This is a genomic window from Lentzea alba, from assembly GCF_011067745.1.
In the GTDB taxonomy this organism is placed as follows: domain Bacteria; phylum Actinomycetota; class Actinomycetes; order Mycobacteriales; family Pseudonocardiaceae; genus Lentzea; species Lentzea alba.
Genome location: NZ_JAAMPJ010000010.1, coordinates 400,370 through 425,012, shown reverse-complemented (window position 1 = coordinate 425,012; position 24,643 = coordinate 400,370). Strand labels below are relative to the sequence as shown.

Here is a 24,643-nt window from a genome sequence, read left to right as displayed (position 1 = left end):
CGTCAGCGAGGGCTCAGTCCGCGCGGCAGCAACAGGGTCGCCCGGTACACCAGCCGGTACCGCGACCCCGCCACCGACCGGGTTCTCCCCTTCGCGAGATCGGCCAGCGCCTGGTCCACCACGGCGTCCGCGTCGAGCCACCAGCCCGACTCCGGGTCCGGGCAGTCGTTGCCGGAGCGCCGGTGCAGTTCGGTGCGGGTCCAGCCGGGGCACACCGCGATCACCGACACCCGCGTGTCCTGCAGCTCGGCGGCGATGCGATCGGTCAGCGAGACCACGTACGACTTCGACGCGGTGTAGGCGGCGCCGTTGCGGCCCGGCAGCAACGCGCCGAAGCTCGCCACGTTGATCACGGCACCGCGGTCGCGGGCGACCATCCCCGGCAGCACGGCGCGGGTCAGCCGCAACACCGCGGTGGTGCCGAGTTCGTACTGCGCCAGCAGCACGTCCGGGTCGGCTTCCCAGAACCGGCCCACCGCACCGATTCCCGCGTTGTTCACCAGCAGGTCGACCGGAGCATCCTGGTCGGCCAGACGGTTCTCGACCCGCTGCCGCGCCACCGGATCGGTGAGATCCGCGGCGAGCACCTCGTGGTCACCGTCCAGTTCGGCCGCGAGTTCCTTCAGCGTCTGCTCGTACCTCGCGACCAGCACCAGCCGGTAGCCGTCCGACGCGAGCCTGCGGGCGAACGCCGCGCCGATGCCCGCCGTCGGTCCTGTCACCAGAGCTGTGGGCATGATCGGTTCCCTTCAGGCGACCCGGAATTCCGTCGCCGGCGAGTCCTCCTCCAGCAGTTCGCGCATCCGCTGCAGCGCCCTTGCCCTGGTGGGGCCGATGGATCCGCGCGGGATGTGCAACGTGCGGCTGATCTCGTCGTAGCTCGGCGGCGGGTCGGAGATCAGCATCCACAACAGTTCCTGGTGCAGGCTCGGCAACTGACTCAGGGCGACCCGCACCCTCAGGTGGTCCGCCCGCTCGACCGCGACCTCCTCCGGTCCGCACAGGTCGGCGCCGGTGACGCCGCTCTCCACGTCGGCCACCGGCACGTGCCGGGCGGTGAACTGGCGGAGCTTGATGCTTTCCCGTTTCGCCACGGTCACGATCCACGTGCGAAACCGGGCGGGGTGCCTGATGCGGTCGATCGACCTGACCGCGTGCGCCCACGTCGACTGACAGATGTCCGCGCAGTCGTCGGGCAGGAGTCCGAACGACTTCGCGACGCTCCACACTATCGGCGTGAACTCCTCGACCACCGAATTCCACGCCCCCTCGACTCCGCTGCGGCAGTTCTGGAACACCACCGCCTGTCGGGCTTCCCGGTCCCCCGGTGCCCCAATCGCGTCGACCACACCTTTCTCGTGAACGATGGTCATGCACCCACCCACTCGCGACGGACTGGTTCTCTCCTCGAACACCGTCGCAGAGCGCGTTAATGGGCGGCTAATGCCAGCCTAAGCGTCTCATTACGGGATTCTTGAATCAATCACGCCTCCATCGGGTATCTGCGAATCTACAATGACCGCGTCCGGCGAGCCGGAATCAGAATAGTTGTCAAAAGCAACGTTCCCGGTACCTCGCCACGCTGCCGATGTCGCTGACGAAGGGTCGATCACGGGGGGAACGTGAATGAAATTCCGTCTTCTCGGCCCCGTGGAGGTCGTCACGGCGAAAGGCTCCATGTTCACGGTGGGGGCACCGAAACGACGTTCGGTCCTCGCGGCGCTCGCGCTCACTCCCAACCAGTTGCTCGGCACCGACGCGCTCATCGACCGGGTCTGGGGTGAGGACCCGCCCGCGCACGCCCGCACCGCGTTGCAGGGACACATCTCCGCGCTGCGCAAGGTGATCACCGGACCCGCGCGGCTGACCAGCCGGGCGTCGGGATATGAGCTGGTCACGGAGGCGGACGCGGTCGACGCCGAGCTGTTCGACCGGCTGCTGGCCGACGCCAAGCACCGGTCCGACGACGTGGCCGTGGTGCTGCTGCAGCAGGCGCTGGGACTGTGGCGCGGCCCGGCGCTCGCGGGCACCGCGGACAGCCTCTACCTCACCGCGGCAGCGGCCCGGCTCACCGACAGCAGGCTGCACGCGGTCGAGGACCTGGCCGCTCGGTTGTTGCGACTCGGCCGCCCGACCGACGCCAGCACGCTGCTCGACGAACACGTGTCCGCGCACCCGTTGCGCGAGGAACTCGCCGAGCTCGCGATCCGCGCGTTGCACGCCACCGGCCGCCGCTCCGAGGCGTTCGAGATCTACCAGCGCACGCAGGACGCGCTCGCCGAGGAACTGGGCGTCGAGCCGTCCGAGGGACTGCGCCGCGAACACGAGGCGCTGGTCACCGGCCAGGCTCCGGCACCGGCCGTCCCCACGACCGGCCCGGCACCCGCGCAGCTCCCGCTGAGCGCCGCGGGCTTCACCGGCCGGGGCCAGGAGCTGCTCGAGCTGCGGGAGAGCACCCGGCGGATCGTCGTGCTGAGCGGACAGGCCGGCATCGGCAAGACGACTCTGGCCCTGCGGTACGCCCACGAGATCAGCGACCGGTATCCCGACGGTCAGCTCTTCGCCGACCTGCGCGGCTACGACGAGCGGGAACCGCAGCCACCCGCGGACGTGCTCGTCGGGTTCCTGCACGCGCTGGGCGTCCGGGAAGCCGACGTGCCCTCGAACCCCGACGAACGATCGGCCCTCTACCGGTCGTCGATCGCCGGGCGCCGGATGCTGGTCGTGCTCGACAACTGCCGTGACTCGGACCAGGTCCGTCCGCTGCTGCCCGGCACGCCCGGCTGTCTCACCCTGGTGACGAGCCGCAGCCGGCTGGAGGGCCTGGTCGCGCGGGAAGGAGCGGCCCATCTCGGCCTGGACGTGCTGACGGAGGAGGACGCGCTCGACGTCATCACGGGCGTGATCGGCCGGCCGCGGGTGGCCGCGGAACCGGAGGCCGTCCGCGTGCTGGTCCGGCTGTGCGACCGGCTCCCGCTCGCGCTGCGGATCGTCGCCGCCCGGCTCGCGACGCATCGGCGCTGGCAGGTCCAGCGCATGGTCGACGAGCTCGCCGACGAGCAGCAACGCGCGAGCACCCTCGTCACCGCCGATCGGGCCGTGGGCGCGTCGCTGGCGTTGAGCGTGCGCGCGTTGCCGGCGCGCTCCCAGCGGGCGTTCCGGCTGCTCGGGGTGCATCCCGGACCGGACGTCGACCGGTTCGCCGCCTCGGCGCTGTTCGGCGCGGGCATCGCCGAGACCCGCCGTCACCTCGACGAGTTCGCGGAGGCGCATCTGGTGAACGAGACGGTCCCCGGCCGGTACAGCCGGCACGACCTCGTCCGGCTCTACACCTCGCAGCTCGCGCGCGAGGACGACGAGTGCGCCGCGGCGGGCCGGCGGCTGGTCGACTACTTCCTGCACACCGTCGGCGTGGCGCGGCTGACCCTGGAACCGCGGCCGCCGCTGTTCGACGGGCCGGTCGAGCACCCGCCCACGACGCTGCCCCCGTTCAGGTCGGCGACCGACATCCTGACCTGGGTCGACGCCGAGGAGCCCAACATCCGCGCACTGGTGAAGGCCTCGGCGCGCTACGGCGACCACGAGCGCGCGTGGCGGCTGGCCTACCGCACCGGGGTGCTGCACTACCGGTGCAGCAACAAGGTCTGGTGGCTGGAGGTGCTGGAACCGGGCCTGGAGTCGGCCCGGTTGCTCGGCGACCGGCCCGCCCAGCGGCTGCTGCTGAGCAACACCGGCCTGGCGCTGGCCGAACTGGGCCGCCACGACGAGGCCGTGACGAGCATGCGCGAGGCGCTCGTGATGGCCCGCGACCTCGGCGACCGGCTCGCCGAGTCCACGGTGCTCAACAACCTCGGCGAGTCACACCTGCTCACCGGCCGCGTCGACGAGGCGCACACCTGTCTGCAGGACGCCGTGCGCATCGCGCGCGAGCTCGGCGAGCCCTACCTGGAAGCGAAGTGGCTCAGCAACCTCAGCCGGGTCGCGACCGATCTCGGGGCGACCACCGACGCGCTCGACCACCTGGACCGCGCCTTCGCGCTGCTGGCCGACGTACCGCTGTGCGACGCACACGTGCTCGCACACGCCCGGCACGGACTCGTGCTGGAGCGGCTCAAGCAGCACGCCGACGCGCTGGAGCACTACCAGCGGTCCCTGGACATGGCCCGCCGGCTGGGTGACCGCAGGGCCGAGGAACAACTGCTGCACCGCGTCGCGCGGGTCGCCCACGTGCTGCACGGCCCGGAGGCCGCGGCCCGCTACCGCGACCAGTCCGTCGCCCTGCGAAACCGGCTAGGCCTCTCCCGCACCGACGAGTCCCCCGGCGAAGCCTCCCCCTAACCCCCGCGCGAGGTTGATGAGGGGAGCTTTCCCAAACCTCAGGTTTAGGAAAGCTCCCCTCATCAACTTCACCGGGAGGTCAGCCAGCGCGCCATCAGCTGGAGGCGGCTGCCTGACACCGTCCGGCGCTGTGCCACATCCCGCAGCGCGCGCCGCACGACCTCGTCCGCGCCGCCGTTGGTCAGCCACGGAGTGGTGGTGCCGACGCACAACGCCATGACGTGGACCGGTGTGCCGCACAGCGCGTCGGCCAGGTTCTGCGACAACGTGCGGATGAACGCGTCCTGCACGGTGCACCTGCCCAGGCCCCACCACGCCCGGCCGGAGCCGAACACGTTGATCACCGCGCCACGTCGTCGGCGCATCATGCCGGCGAGTGCCGCGTGCGTGAGTCGCAGGACGCTGGTGGCCCGCAGGTCGAAGTCCGCCTGCACCCGGTCCACCGGCGTGGTGAGGAAGCCCGCGCAGGCGTCGGCGGAGGCGTTGTTCACGAGCAGGTCCACCGGTGCGCGGTCGTCGTCGAGCAGCCGGTCCTCCACGAGGGCGCGCTGAGCGGCGTCGGCGAGGTCCGCCACGATCACCTCGACGGTGATGTCGTGCCGGTCGGCGAGCTCCGCGGCCAGGAATCCGAGTTCACGTTCGCCGTGGCCCGCCAGCACCAGGTCGTGGCCCGTCGCGCCGAAGCGCCGGGCGAACGCCGTGCCGAGTCTGGTGCGGGGATCGGTGACCAGTGCGGTCGGCATGGCTCCTCCCCCAGGTCAGGTGATCAGGACGGACACCGCCACCTCGGCCAGTACCGCTGTGGCGAAGACCGCCGGGAGCTGCCGCGGGATGGCCCTGCGGCGGAAGTAGACGATCAGCACCGCGACGCCGAGGACCGTCATCAGGCCGCCCTTGATGATCATCTTCACCGGGTCGTGGTGGTCGTCGGTCGCGATGCCGACGCCAACCAGGCCGAACCCGGACGCGCTGACGATCAGCACGGACCACGCCCACATGGCGATCAGCGGGCCGTCCGGCTGCGTGCGGCGTTGCACGAAGTAGGCGGCGATGAACCCGGCCATGCCGAGCAGATGCGCTCCGACGAGCAAGGACTGCAGGATCTGCATGGTTTCCACTCCTCACCGTGCGGCGGTGTTCGCCGGCACGCGCACGAGGTCCCCGTCGGCCCGCTCCCCCACCTGTTCGTCGGTGTCGAGCCAGTGCTCGCGCCGGCGCAACCGGGCCAGCAGGGCTCGTTCCCGTTCGACCTGGCGGGTCATCTCGGGCACGGAGGCGTAGAATCTGGCGTCCGGTTTGCGTTCGCGCGCCAGGTCGAGGCTGATCGGACGGCCGGCGCGGGCCTGCGCCTGCACCATGTCCGCGAGCAGCTCGGCGCTGAGGGCGAGCATCGGCCCGGCCCCGCCGCGCAGCTGGATGAGACCGAACACGTAGAGGCCCGCGACCCGTTCCGGCAGCAGCCCGCACACCCGGCGCGGCACGCCGTTCTCCCACTCGAAGAGCCCGCGGTCGAGGAACGGGAAGGTGTTGAGGTACCCGGTCGCCCAGACGACGCTGTCGAACTCCTCCGCGGTCCCGTCGACGAACCGCACCGTCCGGCCGTCGAAGCGCTCGATGTCCGGCCGGTAGCGCACGGTGCCGTGCCGCAGGTGGTAGAGCAGCTGGGTGTTGACGGTGACCTGTTCGGTGAAGAGCTTGTGGTCGGGCTCGGGCATCCCGTACTGGCTGTACGGACCGTTGACGACCCGCAGCATCGCCGTGCTCACCACCCGCTGCAGCCACGCCGGGATCCACGGGTTGTTGAGCTCGGAGACGGGCTTGCCGTAGACCGTCTTGGGCACGAAGTGGTGCGTGCGGCGCATGGAGATCCACGCGGTGCCGAACGTCCGGCCCGCCTCCACGGCGAGGTCGCACGCGGACACACCGGCCCCGACCACCAACACCTTGGGCCCCACCAGGTCCTCGGGCCGCTTGTAGTCCTTGACGTGCAGCTGGGCCCCGGTGAACGAGCCCGGCTTGTCCGGTACGAACTTGTCCCAGTGGTGGCCGTTGGCGACCACGACCCCGGCGTAGTGCCTGGTCTGCTCGCCGTTCGCGGCACGGCTGGTGACCAGCCAGCCGTCGGTGCCGTCGGCCGCCCCGGCGGGGACGACGGCCGTGACCTCGGTGCCGAACCGGATGTGCTCGCGCAGCCCGAACTCGTCGGTGTAGTCCTTCAGGTAGTCCCGCAGGACCGTCCAGTGCGGGAAGTCGGGCAGGTCGGCCGGCAGCGGGCGTTCCGGGAAGCCGGTGCTGCGGCGGGACGTGATCAGGTGCGTCGAGTCGTACACGCCGTCGAGCCAGTTGCCGCCCACCTCGGGCCTGACCTCGTAGACGTGCACGTCGACATCGCGTTTCAGGAGTGCGCGCGCCGCCGCGAGACCGGCGAACCCGGCCCCGATGACGCAGTGAGTTCCTCGTGCCACGAGTGCTTCTCTCCTCTGGTTCAAGCCGCGGTGCGCAGTGCGGTCGCCAGCTCGGCGCGCTGGTCCGCGCTCAGCACGGCCAGGCACGCGCCGAAGGTCTCGTCGGTGGTCCGTTGTGCCTCGTGCCAGCGCTGTTCCAGGTCGGTCCGGCCGTGGAGGCGTTCCCGGACGGGTGCCACGTCCTCCTCGCGCCAGCCGGTCTGCCGCAGGCGCTGCGGGCCGGAGTCGGGATCGGTGAACACCGCCTCGGCGATGCCGAGTCCGCCGGCTCTCAGGGCGGCGAAGTGGAACGCGCCGCGCAGTTCGCGGGCGACCATCAGCGCGTGGGCCAGGCGGGCGGGCGGATCAGCGGGTCTGGGGGCGTGCCGCCACCCGGCGAACAACGCGAAGCCGCTGCCGTCCGCGGCGTCCACCACGGTGAACAGCAGGTCAGCGGTGGCAGCCGGGTCCGGCACGGCGGTGAGGTGGTGACGCCCCCACTCCCAGCACGCCGCCGTGTACGCCTCGACGGCGCGTTCCGCGGCCAGCTTCCCGGTGGGCGAGGACAACGCGAGGTCGACCAGCCAGGCGGGGAAGATGCCGAAGAGCTCGGTCACCACCGCGGGCGGTGGGTCACCGAGCACGGCCGAGCGCCCGCGGAAGTACAGCGAGCGCGCGGGCAGCCCGAGCAGGCGCTCCTGGGTGGCGAGCTCGGGCGACACCATGAATCGCCCGCCGCGGTGCACGACGACCTCACGGGTCACCCGCGCACACTCCTGCGCATCCACGTCGCGGTCCTTTCCTCGCTCACGAACCAATTGCGGAAGACGGCTCGGTGACGGTCGAGGCGGGCGCAAAACAAAGCGTAGCGCAAGATCACACTGGGTTGAACCCCTGAATTATTGATAATTCACCAAGTCGGCGTGGTTGCCAGAAAACGCTCAACTCAAACCTAAGATTCAATTGTCTGCCCGAACGGACCAAATAGGCCCCTTTTCGTATCCCCGGGCCGCGACCTCCGCACTGTGGTGACGGAAGACGGCACGGGAGGAAGCGTGAAACCAGAGGTAGCTGTCATAGGCAGTGGTGCGGCCGGGCTTTCGGCCGCGCACGGCCTGCGATCGTCCACGAAGGTCACGCTGTTCGAGGCGGGCGACCAACCGGGAGGACACGCGCACACGGTCGAAATCTCGGACGACGGACGGACTTTGGGACTCGACACCGCGTTCATCGTCTACAACGAACCGAACTATCCGGAGCTGATGCGCCTGTTCGCCGAACTCGGGGTCGAGGGCGTCGAGCATCCGGGCCGGTTCAGCTTCTACGACACCGACACGGGCTCCTGCTACGTGTCCGACGACTTCCAGCGCACCGAGGACGAAGTGCGCGCGCACTGCCCGCCGGAGTTCCTCGGGCTCTGGCGCGAGGCCAGGAGGTTCCACGCCGAGTCGCCGCGGGACTTCGTGCGCGGCCGCGTGGACATGCCGCTCGGCGAGTACCTGGTGCGCAACGGTTACAGCGAGGAGTTCCTGCACGGCTTCGTGGTGATGATGTGTTCCACCGCGTGGGTCGTGCCCGCGGACAAGATCTGGGAGATGCCCGCGGCGACGATCATCGCCTTCTTCATGGCGCACGGCGCCCAGCCGCTGGGTGGCAGCGGCGTGCCGTGGCGCACCGTTCGCGGCGGCAGCGTCACCTACGTCCGCCGGGTGGTGGAAGAGCTCCGCGCCGCCGGTGGCGAGTTGCGGCTCCGCACACCGGTCGAGTCCGTCTCCGAGGACGCCTCGGGGGTCACCGTGCGAACGGCGGAGGGCTCCGAGCGGTTCGACCAGGTGGTGGTGGCGACGCACGCGGACCAGGCACTCCGACTGCTCGCCGAGCCCACACCGGAACACCATCGGTTGCTCGGCGCGATCGGGTACCACCCGAGCACGGCGGTGCTGCACACCGATCCCGCGGTCATGCCACGCGACCGCGCGGACTGGCGGAGCTGGAACTACGGCCGCAAGGACGTCGACGGCAAGCCGGTGCCGTGGGTCGTGTACTACCTGAACGAGCTGCACTGCTTCACCAGCTCCACGGACTACTTCGTCTCGGTGGCGTGCCCGATCGAGCCGCGCGCGGACCTGGTGATCGCCGAAATTCCTTACGAGCACCCGACTTTCGACCTCGGAGCGCGCCGGATCCAGCAGGACATCGACTCGCTCAACTCACGATCGCGGATCAAGTTCGCGGGCTCCTACTTCCACTCCCGCCGGTACGGGCCGGACTCGCTGGGCAACCACGACACCGCCGTGGGGTCAGGGTTCAGCGCTGCCGAGCGGGTGATCGCCGATCTCGAGCGCTTCACCGAAGACCTCCACGTTCAGGCGAAAGGGCTGTGACATGACGAAACCCTCCGCACCGCACACGGGCACGCTGACCGCGCAGGACGTGCAGCAGTGGCTCACCGGCAAGCTCGCCGAGCGGCTGGGCGTCGAGCCGGACCGGGTGGATCCCGACAAGTACTTCGACGAGTTCGGGCTCGACTCGACCGAGGCGCTGGTGCTCTCCGGCGAGCTCGAGGCGTGGCTCGGCATGGAGCTGGAGCCGACCGCGCTCTGGTACCACCCGACGATCGCCAAGCTGGCGCCGTACATCGTCTCGTTGAAGCAGGACACGTGACGGCGACGAGACCCGATCGTCCCCTGCTGGTCCGGACGCCGGGCCAGGCGGGAGATCCAGTCGTGCTGGTCCACCCCGGCGCCATTCCGGTGAGCCACTACCGGGAGCTGGCCGAGGGCGTGGACCCGTTGCGAGGCCTGGTGATCGTGGATCTGGAACAAATGCCGGCGTACTTCGAGGCGGCGCTGACCCGCCGCGTCACCACGACGATCGACGAGATGGCCGCCGACGTCGCGCGCGCGTTGCGGGAGCTGCCCGTCTCCGGGAGGAACTGGGTGCTGGCCGGGTGGTCGTTCGGAGGCACGATCTGCCACGCGTTGCTCGGCCTGCTCGACGAGGACGAACTTCCCCAACGGGTGCTGGTGCTGGACGCGCTCGCGCCCGTGCCGGAGTTCACCGCCCGCGACGGTGAGCTCGACCCGGTGCAGGTGCTGGGCTGGTTCGCGATGTACCTGGCCGCCAAGCGCGGCGGCACCGTCGACGTGCCGCCGGAACGGTTGCACGGCAGGGAGTTCGAGCCCGCGCTCGCCGAAGTGCTGGACGCGGCCGTCGCCGGCGGGGCGTTGCTGCCGGGCACGACCACCGCCGGGCTGCGCAAGGTGTTCACCACCTACCGGGACGGACTCCTGCGCAACAACCACCTCGTGCTCGGTCACAGTCCGAAGTGGACTGATCTGCCGATGGTGGTGCTGCGCCCCGAACGAGGTCTCGTCGACCGGCCGGGCGCGCTGGGCTGGGACCAGGTGGCGGAGTCGCCGAAAGTGCTGCGCTGTCCGGGTGACCACTACACGATGCTGCGCGATCCCGCGGCGATCCGGTGCTTCGCCGAGATCTCCGCCTGACTTGCCTTGGGACTGATGATGGGTGACCACGTGAGGTTGTGCGACACACCGATCGCCGTCGTCGGGCTGGGCGGGCTGTACCCGCGATCCCGCGACGTGCGCGAGTTCTGGTCGAACATCGCCGATGCGGTCGACTGCATCACCGACGTGCCGCAGACGCACTGGCGGATCGACGACTACTACGACCCCGACCCGGCCGCGCCGGACAAGACGTACTGCCGCAAGGGCGGGTTCCTGCCGACGACGGACTTCAACCCGGTCGAGTTCGGGATGCCTCCCGCCACGTTGGAGGTCACCGACGTCCTGCAGCTGCTCAGCCTGGTGGTGGCTCGCGAAACGCTGGCCGACACTCCTGAGCACGACCGGTCGCGCACCGGCGTGATCCTCGGCATCACCGGCGCGAACTCGCTCACCCAGCCGCTCGCGACCCGGTTGCAGACCCCGCTGCTGCGGCGCGTCGCCCGGCACTGCGGCCTCACCGACACCCAGGCCGAGGAGATCGCGGACCAGTTCGTCGCGGCCCTCGCGCCGTGGGAGGAGAACTCGTTCCCCGGCATGCTCGGCAACGTCGTCGCCGGCCGGATCGCCAACCGGTTCGACCTCGGCGGCACCAACTGCACGGTGGACGCGGCCTGCGCGAGCTCGCTCGCGGCGGTGCACATGGCCGCGGCCGAACTGGTGTCCGGGCGCGCCGACCTGATGATCTCCGGTGGGTGCGACGCCGAGAACACGATCTTCATGTACCTCTGCTTCTCCAAGACGCCCGCGTTCTCCCCCAGCGAACGCATCCGGCCGTTCGACGCGGACGCCGACGGCACCCTGATCGGTGAGGGCATCGGGATGCTCGCGCTGAAGCGGCTCGCCGACGCCGAGCGCGACGGCGACCGGATCTACTCGGTGCTGCGCGGCATCGGTTCGTCCAGCGACGGCCGGTTCAAGAGCATCTACGCGCCGCGCGCCGAGGGGCAGACCGTCGCGTTGCGCCGCGCCTACGACGACGCGGGGCTCACCCCGGCCGACATCGGGCTGGTCGAGTGTCACGGCACCGGCACCGCGGTCGGCGACGACACCGAACTCGGTGCGCTGCGCGAGGTCTACGAGGAAGCGGGCGTCGCACCCGGCTCGGTCGCGGTCGGCAGCATCAAGTCCCAGATCGGCCACACCAAGGCGGCCGCGGGCGCCGCCGGGTTGATCAAACTGAGTCTGGCGCTGCACCAGAAGGTGCTGCCGCCCACCATCAACGTCACCGAGCCCGCGAAGGGGCTGCACGACTCGCCGTTCCACCTCGGTGCCACCGCGCGGCCGTGGGTGCTCGACCCGGCCAGGCCGGTGCGCAGGGCGGCGGTGTCGTCGTTCGGCTTCGGTGGCACGAACTTCCACTGCGTGCTGGAGGAGCACGACTCCGCTGCCCAGGTCCTGCACCGCGTGTGCCGGGTGCATCTGTGGCACGCCGCCGATCCGGCCGAGCTGGTCGACGCGGAGGAGTCCGACGGGCCCGTGCCCGAGGATCACGCGCGGCTGGCGATCGTGGCTCGCGACGACGAGTTCGCGCGGCTGCGTGAACAGGCCATCGATCGGTTGCGGGAGTCGTCCGACGACTTCGAGCTGCCGGGGATCTACTACCGGCGGCGCGCGGAGGTGCCGGGCAAGGTCGCGGTGCTGTTCGCGGGGCAGGGCAGCCAGTACGCGGGCATGGGAACCGGTGCCGCGCTGGCGGTTCCTCCGGTCCGAGCCGCGTTCGACGAGGCCGCGGTTCCTGGCCTCGCGGCGGTGGTGTTCCCGCCGACCGCGTTCGACGAGCGCACAGCCGAGGAACAGGAAACCTCGCTGCGCCGCACCGACTTCGCGCAGCCCGCGATCGGAGCCCTGTCGGTGGGGCACTTCCGCTATCTGCACGTGCTGGGGTTCGAGCCCGAGGGCGCGCTCGGCCACAGCTTCGGGGAGCTGACCGCGTTGTGGTGTGCGGGAAGCCTCAGCGACTCGGACTTCTTCCGGCTCGCCGCCGCGCGCGGCCGGGCGATGGCCGGCACCGGTGACTCCGGCGCGATGGCGGCTGTCTCCTGTGGCCTGGAGCGGGTGCGCGAACTGCTCGCCGAGCACCCGGATCTGAGCATCTGCAACGTGAACAGCCCGGAGCAGGTGGTCGTCGGAGGTGCCACGGAGGCGGTCGAACGGTTCGTCGAGTCCTGTGCCGAGGCGAAGCGGCTACCGGTGGCGGCGGCGTTCCACACCGACCACGTGGCGCACGCCGTGACGGAGTTCCGTTCGGTGGTCGAGGACATCGCGCTGGCCGAGCCGTCGTTCCCGGTCTACGCCAACAGCGAGAACGCTCGCTACGGCCCGGACGTGGCGGCCAACCGCGGTGTCCTCGTCGACCAGTTGCTGAAGCCGGTGCTGTTCGCACCGCGCGTGGAGGAGATGTACGCCGACGGGTTCCGGGTGTTCGTGGAGCTCGGGCCGAAGAAGGTGCTCGGCGGCCTGGTCCGCCGCACGCTCGCGGACCACGACGACGTCGTCGTGCTCTCGGCCGACGCGGGCCCGCGCGCGGACGGCGACCGGACGTTGAAGCAGACCGCCGCCCAGCTCGCGGTGCTCGGCGTACCGCTCGCCGGGTTCAACCGCTTCACCGCACCCGCGGAGCCGTCCGAACCGGTCGGCGGAATGACGATTCCCATGAACGGGGTGAACCACGTGTCCGACGAACGGCGCGCGCATCGCGCGGCCATGGAAGAAAGCCAACCGACAGCGGAGAGGGTCGAGCCGCAGCAGGGCGAGCTGATCACCAATCCGGAGGCGGACGTCTCCGGTGCGGTGGGCGGCCACCTGTCGATGCACGAGGAATATCTCAACAGCCAGCTGAAAGTGGCCGAGCGGCTCACCGAGGTGCTGCAGCAGCACGCCGACGGCGAGACCCCGGACGACAGCGTGATCAGCGGCATCAACGCCGTGACCGAGCACAGCGTCGCCATCGGGCAGAGCCACATCCACGCGAGCGAGGTGCTGCGCAGCCTGGTGCAGCTCGACACGCCGGGTGCGACGGTGGATCCGCCGGCCGCGCCTCCCGCGCCCCGTCGTTACGAGCCGGCGCCGCCGGTCGAGCTGGAACCGGCCTCTCCCGAGCCAGCCGCGGTCGCTGCGCCTGTGGCGGACGAGGAGATCGTGGTCACGGACGAGCCCGAGGAAGCCCCGGAACCTGCCGGTGACCTCACGCCGGCGGGATCGGCACCGGCGGGATCGGCTGACGACGTCCGCTCGGCGCTGCTCGCCATCGTGGCCGAGAAGACCGGCTATCCGACCGACATGCTCGACCCCGCCATGGACGTCGAGGCCGACCTCGGCATCGACTCGATCAAGCGTGTCGAGATCATGGGTGGCCTGCGGGAACAGTTCCCGGACGCCCAGGAGGCGAGCCCCGAGCAGCTGGCGGAACTGCGGACGCTCGACGACATCGTCCGGTTCGTCACCGAGCAGGCCGGCGAGGTGACGGCCACCCCAAAAGCACGTGAGGGAGCGCCCGGCATCGGCCGGAAGCAGGCGTGCCTCCTGGCCGTTCCCGCTCCCGACCAGCTGGACGCTCCCTTCCGCGCGCGCAACGCACTCGTGGTGGGCTCGGCGCCGTTCGCCGCTGCTCTAGCGGAATCCGGGTGGACCACCTGGGGCGCACCGCAGGACGTGCCCGACGACGCTGACCTGGACCTGGTCGTGCACGCGGACGGAACGCTCACGTCAGCTCTGCTGCTCGCCCGCGACACCCACCAGCGGCTGACAGCGGCAGCCGCCGGCGGGCGGGCGGCCTTCCTGGTCGTCACCAGGCTCGACGGACTGCTCGGGTTCGGCGGTGTCGAGAGGGAGACCGCCGTGCTGGGCGGTCTGCCGGGCCTGGTGAAGACCCTGGCGATCGAGGCGCCGTCGCTGTTCTGCCGCGTGGTCGACCTCGCGCCGTCGTTGACCGACGAGCGCTGCGCTGCGCTGCTGCTCGCCGAACTGCACGACGCACAGCTCCTGCCCGAAATCGCCTACGACGCTGAGGGTGTGCGTCGCGTGGTGACCGTGTCCGACTCGCGGTCGGACCTGCTGCCGTCCGGACCGCCCGTCGACTCCCCCGGTCCCGACGACCTGTTCGTGGTCACCGGAGGCGGTCGTGGCGTCACCGCGGCCTGCGTCGTCGAGCTCGCCCGCCGGTACCGGACCGGCCTGCTGTTGCTGGGCCGCACCGCGCTCGCCGACGAACCGTCGTGGGCCGCGGATGTGCCGGAACGCGAGCTGCGCGGCGTGATCGCGCAGAACTCGGACGGCAAACCGAAGCCGCGGGAGGTCGACCGGATCGCGCGGGATCTCCTGGCCCAGCGCGAGATCCGCGACACCCTCTCCTCGATCCGCTCCCATGGAGCACAGGCTGATTACGTGGCGGTCGATGTGACCGATGCTCGTGCTGTCGCTGAGGTGTTGGCAGGCAAGCCGATCACGGGTGTGGTGCACGGCGCCGGTGTGCTCGCCGATCAGCTGATCGCCGACAAGACACCCGAAGACGTGGCGCGTGTGCTCGCGCCGAAGCTCACCGGGCTCGCGTCCGTGCTCGACGCGCTGGAGCTGGAACGGCTGCGGCACGTGGTGCTGTTCTCGTCCGTCGCCGGGTTCTTCGGCAACCGGGCGCAGTCCGACTACGCGATGGCCAACGAGGCGCTCAACCGGATCGCCTGTTCGCTCAAGCGCTCGCTGCCGTCGGCCGCCGTGACCGCGATCAACTGGGGTGCGTGGGAGGGCGGCATGGTCACGCCCGAGCTGGCCAGGATGTTCGCCTCGCGCGGCATCCCGCTGATCCCGCTCGACGAGGGCGTCCGGCTGTTCGCCGACCAGTTCACGCCGGAACGGTCCGGTGACGTGGTCTGCGTCGCGGGCCCCACCACTCCTCTGTCCACACCGGACGCTTCCGGGCTTTCCGATGTCGTGCTGCGACGGGACATCCGTTCGCTGGCCGACGATCCTGTGCTGGCCTCGCACGCACTCGGCGGCACTCCGGTGCTGCCCGCGACCGCAGCTCTCGGCGCGATCCTCAACGTGGTGTCGCGGGTGCGCACGGAACCGTTGCGGCTGCGCTCTTTCTCGGTGCTGCGGGGGCTGCGGTTCGACGACGCCCCGGACCAGCTGGAGTTCGCGCTCACCGATGCCGAGGTTCTCGTTCGCGATCCGGACGGAAAGCCCCGGTACCGCGCCGAGGTGGTGGCCGATGCGCCTGCCCCCGAGACGGTGGACCTGCCCGCGTTCTCCAGTGCACCGGTGAGTCCGTACGACGACGGTGCTCTGTTCCACGGACCGGCGCTGCGCGGCATCCACGCGCTGCTGGCCGAGGACGACGAGCACCTGGTGCTCCGCTGCGAGCTGACCGACGCTTCGCTGGGCGATGGTGGCTACCGGACTGCGCGGTACAGCCCGGTGCTGGCCGACCTGTTGCTGCAGGCCGCGCTGGTCCGCGTGCACCGGAGCAGCGGCCGAAACTGCCTGCCCACGGCGGTCGGTGCGATCGACGTCCACGACGTCCTGCCGGACGGTTCGCCGTTCGTCGTCGTCGTGCGGGACGTGGCCACCAACGGCGACTCCGCGCGCTGCACCGTGACCGCGTGCGCCCCGGACGGCCGGGTGCTGCTGCGGTTCACCGACGTCGACGTGGTGTGCAGCGAAGGGCTGGCCGAGCAGTTCACGAGCCGAGGTGAGTGAGGAGCCATGCGAACCGCAACCCAGCGGCCGATCGCCGTGATCGGCATGGCGTGTCTGCTGCCAGGAGCGTCCTCTCCAGAGGAGTTCTGGCAGCACCTCCTGAGTGGCGCGGACCTGCGCACCCCGGGCGGCCCGGACGAGCTCGGCGCCGACCCCAGCGAGCCCGGCGGATGGGGCGACGACGCGCACCGGATCACCGAAACCCGGGGTGGCTTCGTCACCGAGCCCGAGATCGACCTGACCGGCCTGCACGTCCCGCCGGACGAGCTCGCCCGGCTCGACCGGGTGGTGCGGTGGCCGTTGCACGTCACGCGACAGGCGCTCGCCGACGCCGGGATCGAGCTGGACGATCCGGTGCTCGCGCGCACGGGACTGGCACTGGGCAACTACTCCTTCCCCACCGAGGAGTCGGTGCGGATGTCGCTGCCCTTGCACCAGGAGGCGGTGTCGGAGGGGTTGCGGCGCGCGGGCATCGACGTTCCGCGGCACGACGCACCCGAAGAGGTGGAACCGCACAACCTGTGGGCGGCGGGGCTGCCCGCCACCGTGCTGGCCGACGCGTTCGCCCTGGGCGGGCCCGCGTGGTCGCTGGACGCCGCGTGTTCGTCGGCCCTCTACAGTCTGGCGCTGGCCCGCGATCAGCTCGCGACCGGCCGCGCCGACGTGATGCTCGCGGGTGCGGTGTGCGCGCCCGACCCGTTGCTGATCCACCTGTCCTTCTCGGATCTGCAGGCCTACCCGGACAACGGCGTCAGCCAACCGTTCGACGACACCTCCCGCGGCATCGTGACCGGGCAGGGCGCGGGGGTGTTCGTGCTCAAGCGCCTCGCCGACGCCCAGCGCGACGGGGACCGGATCCACGCGGTGATCGACGCGATCGGGCTGAGCAACGACGGCGCGGGCAAGCACGTGCTGAGCCCCAACCTGGCCGGCCAGATCGAGGCCTACCGCCGCGCCTACGACGACTCCGGCATTCATCCGTCCACTGTGGACTACGTCGAGTGCCACGCCACCGGCACGCCGCTCGGTGACTCGACCGAGCTGCGCGGGCTGGAGGAGTTCTTCGTCGAGAACGCGGGGCAGGTGCCGCCGCTGGGGTCGGTCAAGGCGAACCTCGGGCACCTGCTCACCGTGGCCGGGTTCAGCAGTGCGCTCAAGGTGATTCTGGCGATGCGGCACGGGATCATCCCGGCCACGCCCGGTGTGCGGGAGCCGTTGCGCGTGCCCGAGTGCGAGCAAGCACCTCAACGCGTCGTGCGCACGCAGCAGCCGTGGCCGGACTCCGAACACCGCCGCGCCGGTGTCTCCGCGTTCGGGTTCGGCGGGACCAACGCGCACGTGGTCTTCTCCGCTTCGGCTTCCGATCAGCCCGCCGAACCCGCGCAGGCCGGTCCGCTGTCGGTCGTGGGACTGGGGGTGCGGCTGGGACCGTTGTCCGGCAAGGACGAGCTGGCGCACGCGGTGCGCACCGCGACGCCGGTCCTCGGCGAGCGCCCGGACCAGCGGTGGTACGGCATCGACGACCTGCCCGACGTGCCGGACACCGAGGGCGGTCACGTGGACACCGTCGACGTCGACGTGCGCGCCTACCGCATCCCGCCCGCCGAACTGGGCCACGCCAACCCGCAGCACCTGGTCTTCTTCGAGGCCGCCGACGAGGCACTGGCTGACGCCGGCTTCACCACGACGGCCGGCCAGGCGCCGCGGCGGGTGGCGACGCTCATCGCGATGGACATGGAACCGCACACGCACGCCCACCGCGCCCGGTTCGACATCGGCGCGCACGTGCGGGCGGAGGTCGACCGCGCCGGCGTCCAACTCGGCGAGCAGGACCTCACCAGGCTGGAGGACGCGGCCCGCCGGGCGATCCACCCGGACCTCGGCGCCAACGAGGTGCTGAGCTACATCGGCAACGTGATGGCGAGCCGGGTGTGCTCCGCGCACAACTTCACCGGCCCGTCGTTCACCATCTCCAGCGACTCCGTGGCCGGGGCGGTGGCGCTGGAGATCGCGGGCCTGCTGCTGCTCGACCCCACGATCGAGGCGGTGCTGGTCGGCGGCGTCGACCTGGCCGCGGGCGCGGAGAACACCCTGGCCCGCCAGCAGCTCGCCGAAGGCTCCGACTCCGTGCCCCCGCTCGGTGACGGCGCCGCGGCCGTGGTGGTGATGCGGCCGCAGGACGTGCCGGACGGCCGGCGGGTGTACGCGACCGTGGAGGCGGTCGGTTCGCACCGCGGCGAGGACTCGGTGGGGCGCGCGGCCCGGGACAGCCTCGCGGCGGCCGGGCTGGACGCGTCCACTGTGGACTACCTGGAGCTGGGAGGGATGACCGCGGCGTCGAGCGGGGCGGAAGTCGACGGACTCGCGGACGTCTACGGGGCGGCCGAGGACAGCGAAGCCCCTGCTGCCGACACGAACCGCGGGACCCCTCCGGCCGCGATGGACGGCGAAGCCTCCCCCGCCACCCGCCTACCCGAACCCGGCAAGACCTCCCCCACCACGCCGAACCGCGAGCCCGGCGAGACCTCCACGACCACGCGCGCACTCGAACCCGCCGAAGCCTTCCCCACCACGCGCGCGCCCGAACCCCGCAAGACCCCCACGGCCACGCCGAACCGCCAACCCGGCCGCAACCAGGCGGGCGGGTGCGTGGTCGGCAGGCTCGGCGACCTCACCGGCGACGTCCAGCGAGCGTCCGTGCTGGCAGCGCTCGTGAAGGTCGCCCTCTGCCTGCACCGCGCCGAACTCCCCGCCGCCCCGGAAACCCTCACCCTGGACGACAGCCCGTTCCGCCTCCCCGGCGAACCCGTCCCGTGGCTGCGCCGCGACCACAACCGTCCCCGCACCGCCGCGATCAGCGCCATCGGACACCACGGCCCACACGGCTGGCACGCCGCCCACATCGTCCTGTCCGGCGTGAGCGAACGAGCCCGCGAAGTCGAAATCGACTGGCGGAACGCAGGTCCGCTGCTCCTTCCGTTGCGAGCGGACGACGGCCCTGGCCTCGCCAGCCGCGCCGGCGACCTCCTCGACCAACTGCGATCCGGTGCGGATCCCCACCGGTTGACCCGGTCCGACCAGGGCGAGCTGACCGCCGTGCTGGTCGCCGCGGACACAGCCGGGCTGGAACGCGAACTCGAAGCCGCACGACGGGACCTCCCGAACCTCGACGGCGAGTGGAGCACCCCGTCCGGCAGCTACTGCACGACCAGGCCGATCGGCCCGGAAGGCAAGGTCGCGTTCGTCTATCCCGGCGCCTTCACGACCTACCCCGGCGCCGGACGGGACCTGTTCCGGCTCTTCCCCGGCCTGCTCGCCCAGTTCGAGGACCACGAGGAACACCCGGCACAACGCTTCAAGCTCGACGCCCTGTACCCCATGGCGACGCACCACATGGACCGCACCGAACTGATGCGCCACGAGTCCGAGCTGATCGAGAACATCCCGGCCGTGCTGGCCACCGGCACGAACCTGGCAGTGCTCACCACCCAACTGCTGCGCGACGTCCTCGGCGTGAAGCCGCACGGCGCGTTCGGTTACAGCCTCGGTGAAAGCAGCATGCTGTTCGCCACCCGCGTGTGGGCCGAGTCCGCGCGGGACGACACGGCGCTCATGGCCACCCCGCTGTTCCGCGACCAGCTGTGCGGCCGCAAGGAGTTCGTGCGACAGGCGTGGGAGCTGCCGGACGACACGACGGACAAGAAGGTCTGGTCGACCCACGTGCTGCTCGCCGCCGCACCCGAGGTGCAGGACGCCATCGCCGAGCTGGACCGCGTGTGGGTCACGCACATCAACACGCCCGGTGAGGTCGTGATCGCCGGAGATCCGGAGCAGTGCGCCGAGGTCATCGCGCGCACCGGCGGCAAAGCCGCGCGAGCGCCCGCCAACCACGTCATGCACTGCCCGCTCATCCACCCGGTGCTCGACGGGCTGACGGAGCTGAACAGCTACCCGCTCGGTCAGCCCGAACTCGACGTGGAATTGCTGTCCGCCTACAACTACGACCGGATCGGCGCACCCGACCAGCAGGAGCTGGCCGAGCACATCGCCGGGACGCTCTGCGGGACGATCGACTTCGTCCGGCTGGTGGAGACCGCGCACGACCGCGGGTTCCGGTACTTCGTCGAGGTCGGACCCGGCGCCACCTGCACGCGCTGGATCGGCGAGACGCTCACCGACCGGCCGCACGTGGCGGTTTCCGTCGACCGCAGGGGTGCGTCGGCGGGGGTCGCGATCGCGGCCGCGCTGGCCCGGCTCGTGAGCCACGGGCTGCCGATCGACCTCTCCGTGCTGTCCGGCTCGGACTCCGGTGACCAGGCGACGGGCCGGCTGACCGTGCCCGTCGTCTGTGGCGCCGAGTCGGTCGTGCAGCAGGTGCGCAAGGCGGCGGAAGCCGTGGTGCAGCAGGAAGAAACAGCTGATCCGGTGCCCGTTGCCGAGCACGACGGCGTCGACGAGATCGTGATCGACGGAGACCCGTTCGTACACCTGGAACCGAAACCGATCGAGGTCACCGCCCGGCGCATTCCCCGGCCCGTGAAGAGCCCGGTGCGGACGCTCGTCACCACGGTGGCCCAAGCGCACCGCGCGGCACTGCGCGCCCACGACGCTGTTCAGCAGCGGATGCTCGACCAGCTCATACCTCAAGAACGCGACCAGGCGATCTGGAGCGAGGCAGACCTGCTCGAGTTCGCGACGGGCAGCGTGGCGAAGGTGTTCGGCCCGCGTTTCGCCGAGGTCGACGGCTTCGCCTACCGGGTGCGGCTGCCCGCACCGCCCTACCTCTTCGTCAGCCGGGTCACCGAGCTCAAAGCCAAGACCGGCAGGTTCGAGCCGTCGGCGATCACCACCGAGTACGACGTGCCCGCCGACGCCTGGTACCTGGTCGACGGCGTCGCCCCGACCGCCGTCACCGTCGAGGCCGGCCAGTGCGACCTGATGCTGATCAGCTACCTCGGCATCGACTTCGAGACGCGCGGGCAACGGGTCTACCGGCTGCTGGACAGCACTTTGGTGTTCCACGGGGGTTTCCCGCGAGCCGGCCAGACCTTGCGGTACGAGATCAACATCGACCGGTTCGTCCGCAACGGCGACACCCTGCTGTTCTTCTTCAACTACCAGTGCTTCGCCGACGACGAGCTGATCCTCTCGCTGCACGACGCCTGCGCGGGCTTCTTCACCGCCGACGAACTCGACGACTCGCTCGGCGTGGTCACCAGCGAGGCCGACCGCAAACGGCGCGAGGCGATGACCCGCACGTGGTTCAAGCCGCTGGAACGCACCGACCGCACTTCACTGTCCACAACGGACCTGGACCTGCTGGCGGACGGCAAGCCCGCCAAGGTGTTCGGTGAGCGCTGGAACCAGAGCGCCGACGGCTGCAACCCGTCGATCCGCCTGCCGCACGGCCGGCTGCGGATGATCGACGAGATCACCCGCATCGACCGGCTCGGTGGTCCGCGCGGCCTGGGAGCGCTCTCTGCGGTCACGAACCTGGACCCGGACGGCTGGTACTTCGCCTGCCACTTCACCGGCGACCCCGTGCTCGCGGGCTCGTTGGTGGCCGAGGGCGGCGTGCAGTTGCTGCAGGTCTACGCGATGTACCTCGGACTGCACCTGGTGCTCCCGGACGCGGAGTTCCAGCCGGTGCCGGGACTCCGGACCACGATCAAGGTCCGCGGCCAGATCACGCCGGGCACTCCGGCGATCCGCTACGAGGCCGAGATCATCGAGATCACCATGTTGCCGAGGCCTACGCTCGTCGCCGACCTGGTGATCTACGACGGCGACAAGCCGATCATCAGCATCCACGACTTCGGCATCCGGCTGTGCGAGAAGCCCGGCACCCCGTACCGGCCGGGACCTGGTGGCGTGCCGCCGTTCTTCGGGCGGCGCAACCACACCGGCGAGCAGGCGTTCGTCAACGAGCTGCACCTCGCGCACGCGGCGAAGGGCGACCTCGACGTCACGATGGGGCCGGAGTTCGAGATCTACCGCAACCTGCGCGCGCCCTACATCCCGAACGGCGACTTCCGGTTCGTGGACCGGGTGATGCAGCTCAGCGGCACCCGTCGCAAGCTCGTCCCCGGCGCGACGATGGACAGCGAGTACGACGCACCGCCGGAAGCCTGGTACTTCCACGAGAACCCGGCGGGCGACGTGCCGAACTGCGTGCTGATGGAGACCTCGCTGCAGGCGGCGATCTTCCTCGGCTACTACCTCGGTGCCACGCTGGACTTCCCGGACACCGAGCTCAGCATCCGCAACCTGGACGGCCGCGCCACCCTGGTCCGCGACCTGGACCTGCGCGGCAAGACGATCCGGCACCACTCGGAGATGTTGTCCAGCCAGTCCGTGAAAGGCGTGGTGCTGCAGAACTTCCGGTACGAGCTCTCCGCAGACGGCGAGGTCTTCTACACCGGCGAGTCGCTGTTCGGGTACTTCACCGACGACGCGTTGAGCAACCAGGTCGGCCTCGACAACGGAACCTACGTGCCACCGTGGCTCGACCAACAGTCCAATGTGGATTCTAGGAGGCTGCAGCTCGACGACAGCTGGTTCACCGAAGCGCCCGCACTCGGTGACGGCCATCTGCGCCTGGTCAACGAGGTCGACATCGTCACGGACGGCGGCGAACACGGCAAGGGCTATGTGCGTGGCACGCGCACCATCTCCCCCGACGACTGGTACTTCGACTGCCACTTCCACCGCGACCCGGTCATGCCCGGTTCGCTCGGCGTCGAGGCGATCATCCAGGGACTCCAGGTGTTCATCCGCGAAACCGGCCTGGCCGAAGGGATCCCCCGGCCGGTGTTCACCACCGCACGGGACGTGGAGATGGCCTGGCGCTACCGCGGCCAGATCCTGCGCACCGACCCGGCCATGACGTTCGACCTGCACGTGCGCGAGGTGCGCCGGCAGGACGACAGCGTGATCGTGATCGCGGACGCGAGCCTCTGGCGCACCCCCGGCCTGCGGATCTACGAGCTCACCGGCCTCGCCGTCGAGGTGCGGCCGGGCGAGGAGGACTTCAGATGACGCTCACCACCGATCGCCCCGCGGCCCAGGGGCAAGGCATGCGGCACGCGTTGATGCGCCTCGACCTGCCCTGCTACGTCGTGCGCGGACAGGGCCGGATCGGACTGACCACCGAACGACCCGCCGACGACAGCGCGGTGATCGCCGTGGCAGCGCCGCTGACCGCCGACCGGCTCGGGTCCGCCGCGTTCCGCAAGGCGCACGGCGTGCAGTACGCCTACATGTGCGGCGCCATGGCGGGCGGAATCGCCTCGCCAGACCTGGTGATCGCCATCGCGCGAGCGGGCAGCCTCGGCACCTACGGCGCGGCAGGCGTGTTGCCGACGAACATCGAGAAGGCGCTGCAACGGTTCCGCGACGAGATCCCCGGCCTGCCGTACGCGGCGAACCTGATCCACAGCCCCAGCGAGGACGCGCTGGAACGCGACGCCGTCGAGCTCTACCTGAAGTACGGCGTGCGATGCGTCGAGGCGTCGGCGTTCATGGCGCTGACTCCGCACGTGGTGCGCTACCGGGTGGCCGGGCTGTGCCGCGATCAGCAGGGCCGGCCGGTGGCACGGAACCGGTTGGTGGCCAAGGTGTCCCGCAGCGAGGTGGCCGCCCACTTCCTGCGTCCGGCTCCCGCTGCCGTGGTCGCGGACCTCGTGGTGAACGGCCTGGTCACACCTGAGCAGGCCGAGCTCGCCGAGCAGGTGCCGATGGCCGACGACATCACCGTCGAGGCCGACTCCGGTGGCCACACCGACCGCAGGCCGATGGGGGCGTTGCTGCCCACGATCCTCGGCCTGCGCGACGCCGAGCAGGCGCGCCACCGTTGGCCGATCAGGGTGGGCGCCGCCGGCGGGCTCGGCACGCCGGCCGCTTTGGCTGCGGTGTACGCGATGGGCGCGGACTACGCCGTCACCGGCTCGGTCAACCAGTCCTGTGTGGAGTCCGGCACGTCCGACGCGGCCAGGCGGCTGCTGGCGGAGGCGGACGTGGCCGACTGCGAGATGGCGCCCGCCGCGGACATGTTCGAGCTCGGCGTCGAACTCCAGGTGCTGCGCAAGGGAACGCTGTTCCCCATGCGCGCCAAGAAGTTGTACGAGCTCTACCGGACGTACGAGGGTGTCGAGGCGTTGCCCGTGAGCGAACGGCTGCGGCTCGAACAGCAGATCTTCCGCCGCCCGCTGGACGAGGTGTGGGCCGACGTGGTCGCGTACTTCACCCGGCGCGACCCGGCACAGCTGGAACGCGCCGCGGCCGACCCGCGCCGCCGCATGGCGCTGATCTTCCGCTGGTACCTCGGCATGGCCTCGCGGTGGGCGGTGACCGGCGAACCCGACCGGGCGCAGGACTACCAGATCTGGTGCGGCCCGGCGATGGGCGCGTTCAACGACTGGGTGCGCGGCAGCTACCTCGCGAACCCGGCCCGCCGCACCGCCGCCGACGTCGCCACCCACCTGATGCGCGGCGCCGCCTACACCTCACGGGTGTGGCAGCTGAAGCTGGCCGGCGTACGCCTACCCCCGTCGTGCACCACCTACCACCCCACCCCCTTGTCCACAGATCCCGGAGACGCCTGATGCCCGCCACCCCGAGCACAGACCCCAGCACGGAGAA

At 70.7% G+C, this 24,643-nt stretch carries 13 protein-coding genes; 7 read left to right on the top strand and 6 right to left on the bottom strand.

Features of this window, described 5'->3' with window-relative positions:
• Positions 1 to 2: 2 nt before the first annotated feature.
• Positions 3 to 737: an SDR family NAD(P)-dependent oxidoreductase gene (locus G7043_RS33020; RefSeq protein WP_166052420.1), complete on the bottom strand. Its 735-nt coding sequence runs from the start codon at positions 735 to 737 to the stop codon at positions 3 to 5.
• 12 nt (positions 738 to 749) lie between these two features.
• A complete protein-coding gene (locus G7043_RS33015; RefSeq protein WP_166052418.1) occupies positions 750 to 1,373 on the bottom strand; it encodes an RNA polymerase sigma factor in 624 nt (207 codons plus the stop codon).
• Positions 1,374 to 1,626: 253 nt separating this feature from the next.
• On the opposite strand from G7043_RS33015, the gene G7043_RS33010 reads away from it, so the two are divergent.
• On the top strand, positions 1,627 to 4,338 hold the full coding sequence (locus tag G7043_RS33010; protein WP_166052416.1) for an AfsR/SARP family transcriptional regulator: 2,712 nt from the start codon (positions 1,627 to 1,629) through the stop codon (positions 4,336 to 4,338).
• A 68-nt stretch (positions 4,339 to 4,406) separates the two neighbouring features.
• Here G7043_RS33010 and G7043_RS33005 read toward each other — a convergent pair whose 3' ends face one another.
• Genes G7043_RS33005 through G7043_RS32990 form a run of 4 tightly spaced genes read right to left on the bottom strand, consistent with a single transcriptional unit; the run spans position 4,407 to position 7,570 of the window.
• Positions 4,407 to 5,081, bottom strand: a complete 675-nt coding sequence (locus G7043_RS33005; RefSeq protein WP_166052414.1) for an SDR family NAD(P)-dependent oxidoreductase — start codon at positions 5,079 to 5,081, stop codon at positions 4,407 to 4,409.
• 15 nt (positions 5,082 to 5,096) lie between these two features.
• Complete coding sequence (locus G7043_RS33000; RefSeq protein WP_166052412.1) at positions 5,097 to 5,447, bottom strand: hypothetical protein; 351 nt, start codon at positions 5,445 to 5,447, stop codon at positions 5,097 to 5,099.
• A gap of 12 nt (positions 5,448 to 5,459) precedes the next feature.
• Positions 5,460 to 6,803 (bottom strand): flavin-containing monooxygenase, encoded by a 1,344-nt coding sequence (locus G7043_RS32995; RefSeq protein WP_166052410.1) that lies wholly within the window; start codon positions 6,801 to 6,803, stop codon positions 5,460 to 5,462.
• A gap of 20 nt (positions 6,804 to 6,823) precedes the next feature.
• Positions 6,824 to 7,570 carry an SCO6745 family protein gene (locus tag G7043_RS32990; protein WP_166052408.1) on the bottom strand — a complete coding sequence of 249 codons (747 nt, stop codon included), beginning with the start codon at positions 7,568 to 7,570 and terminating at the stop codon, positions 6,824 to 6,826.
• A 267-nt stretch (positions 7,571 to 7,837) separates the two neighbouring features.
• On the opposite strand from G7043_RS32990, the gene G7043_RS32985 reads away from it, so the two are divergent.
• From G7043_RS32985 to G7043_RS32960, 6 genes are read left to right on the top strand one after another with little or no spacing between them, the layout of a single operon-like run.
• Complete coding sequence (locus G7043_RS32985; protein ID WP_166052406.1) at positions 7,838 to 9,166, top strand: NAD(P)/FAD-dependent oxidoreductase; 1,329 nt, start codon at positions 7,838 to 7,840, stop codon at positions 9,164 to 9,166.
• A 1-nt stretch (position 9,167) separates the two neighbouring features.
• Positions 9,168 to 9,446: an acyl carrier protein gene (locus G7043_RS32980; protein ID WP_166052404.1), complete on the top strand. Its 279-nt coding sequence runs from the start codon at positions 9,168 to 9,170 to the stop codon at positions 9,444 to 9,446.
• Positions 9,443 to 10,288, top strand: a complete 846-nt coding sequence (locus tag G7043_RS32975; protein ID WP_166052402.1) for a thioesterase domain-containing protein — start codon at positions 9,443 to 9,445, stop codon at positions 10,286 to 10,288. The genes G7043_RS32980 and G7043_RS32975 overlap by 4 nt, the downstream gene beginning before the upstream one ends.
• An 18-nt stretch (positions 10,289 to 10,306) precedes the next feature.
• The gene (locus G7043_RS32970) at positions 10,307 to 16,003 is read left to right on the top strand and encodes a type I polyketide synthase (protein ID WP_166052401.1); all 5,697 of its coding nucleotides are present in this window, start codon (positions 10,307 to 10,309) and stop codon (positions 16,001 to 16,003) included.
• Positions 16,004 to 16,009: 6 nt separating this feature from the next.
• Positions 16,010 to 23,041: a beta-ketoacyl synthase N-terminal-like domain-containing protein gene (locus G7043_RS32965; protein ID WP_242642906.1), complete on the top strand. Its 7,032-nt coding sequence runs from the start codon at positions 16,010 to 16,012 to the stop codon at positions 23,039 to 23,041.
• Positions 23,038 to 24,606: a PfaD family polyunsaturated fatty acid/polyketide biosynthesis protein gene (locus tag G7043_RS32960; protein WP_166052399.1), complete on the top strand. Its 1,569-nt coding sequence runs from the start codon at positions 23,038 to 23,040 to the stop codon at positions 24,604 to 24,606. Before G7043_RS32965 ends, G7043_RS32960 begins: the two co-directional genes overlap by 4 nt.
• Positions 24,607 to 24,643: the final 37 nt, after the last annotated feature.

Bases quoted from the DNA above. Each gene is read 5' to 3' on its own strand.
- G7043_RS33005 (WP_166052414.1), bottom strand. From the start codon at position 5,081: ATGCCGACCGCACTGGTCACCGATCCCCGCACCAGACTCGGCACGGCG.
- G7043_RS33015 (WP_166052418.1), bottom strand. From the start codon at position 1,373: ATGACCATCGTTCACGAGAAAGGTGTGGTCGACGCGATTGGGGCACCG.
- G7043_RS32965 (WP_242642906.1), top strand. From the start codon at position 16,010: ATGCGAACCGCAACCCAGCGGCCGATCGCCGTGATCGGCATGGCGTGT.
- G7043_RS32980 (WP_166052404.1), top strand. From the start codon at position 9,168: ATGACGAAACCCTCCGCACCGCACACGGGCACGCTGACCGCGCAGGAC.
- G7043_RS32960 (WP_166052399.1), top strand. From the start codon at position 23,038: ATGACGCTCACCACCGATCGCCCCGCGGCCCAGGGGCAAGGCATGCGG.
- G7043_RS33020 (WP_166052420.1), bottom strand. From the start codon at position 737: ATGCCCACAGCTCTGGTGACAGGACCGACGGCGGGCATCGGCGCGGCG.
- G7043_RS33000 (WP_166052412.1), bottom strand. From the start codon at position 5,447: ATGCAGATCCTGCAGTCCTTGCTCGTCGGAGCGCATCTGCTCGGCATG.
- G7043_RS32970 (WP_166052401.1), top strand. From the start codon at position 10,307: ATGGGTGACCACGTGAGGTTGTGCGACACACCGATCGCCGTCGTCGGG.
- G7043_RS33010 (WP_166052416.1), top strand. From the start codon at position 1,627: ATGAAATTCCGTCTTCTCGGCCCCGTGGAGGTCGTCACGGCGAAAGGC.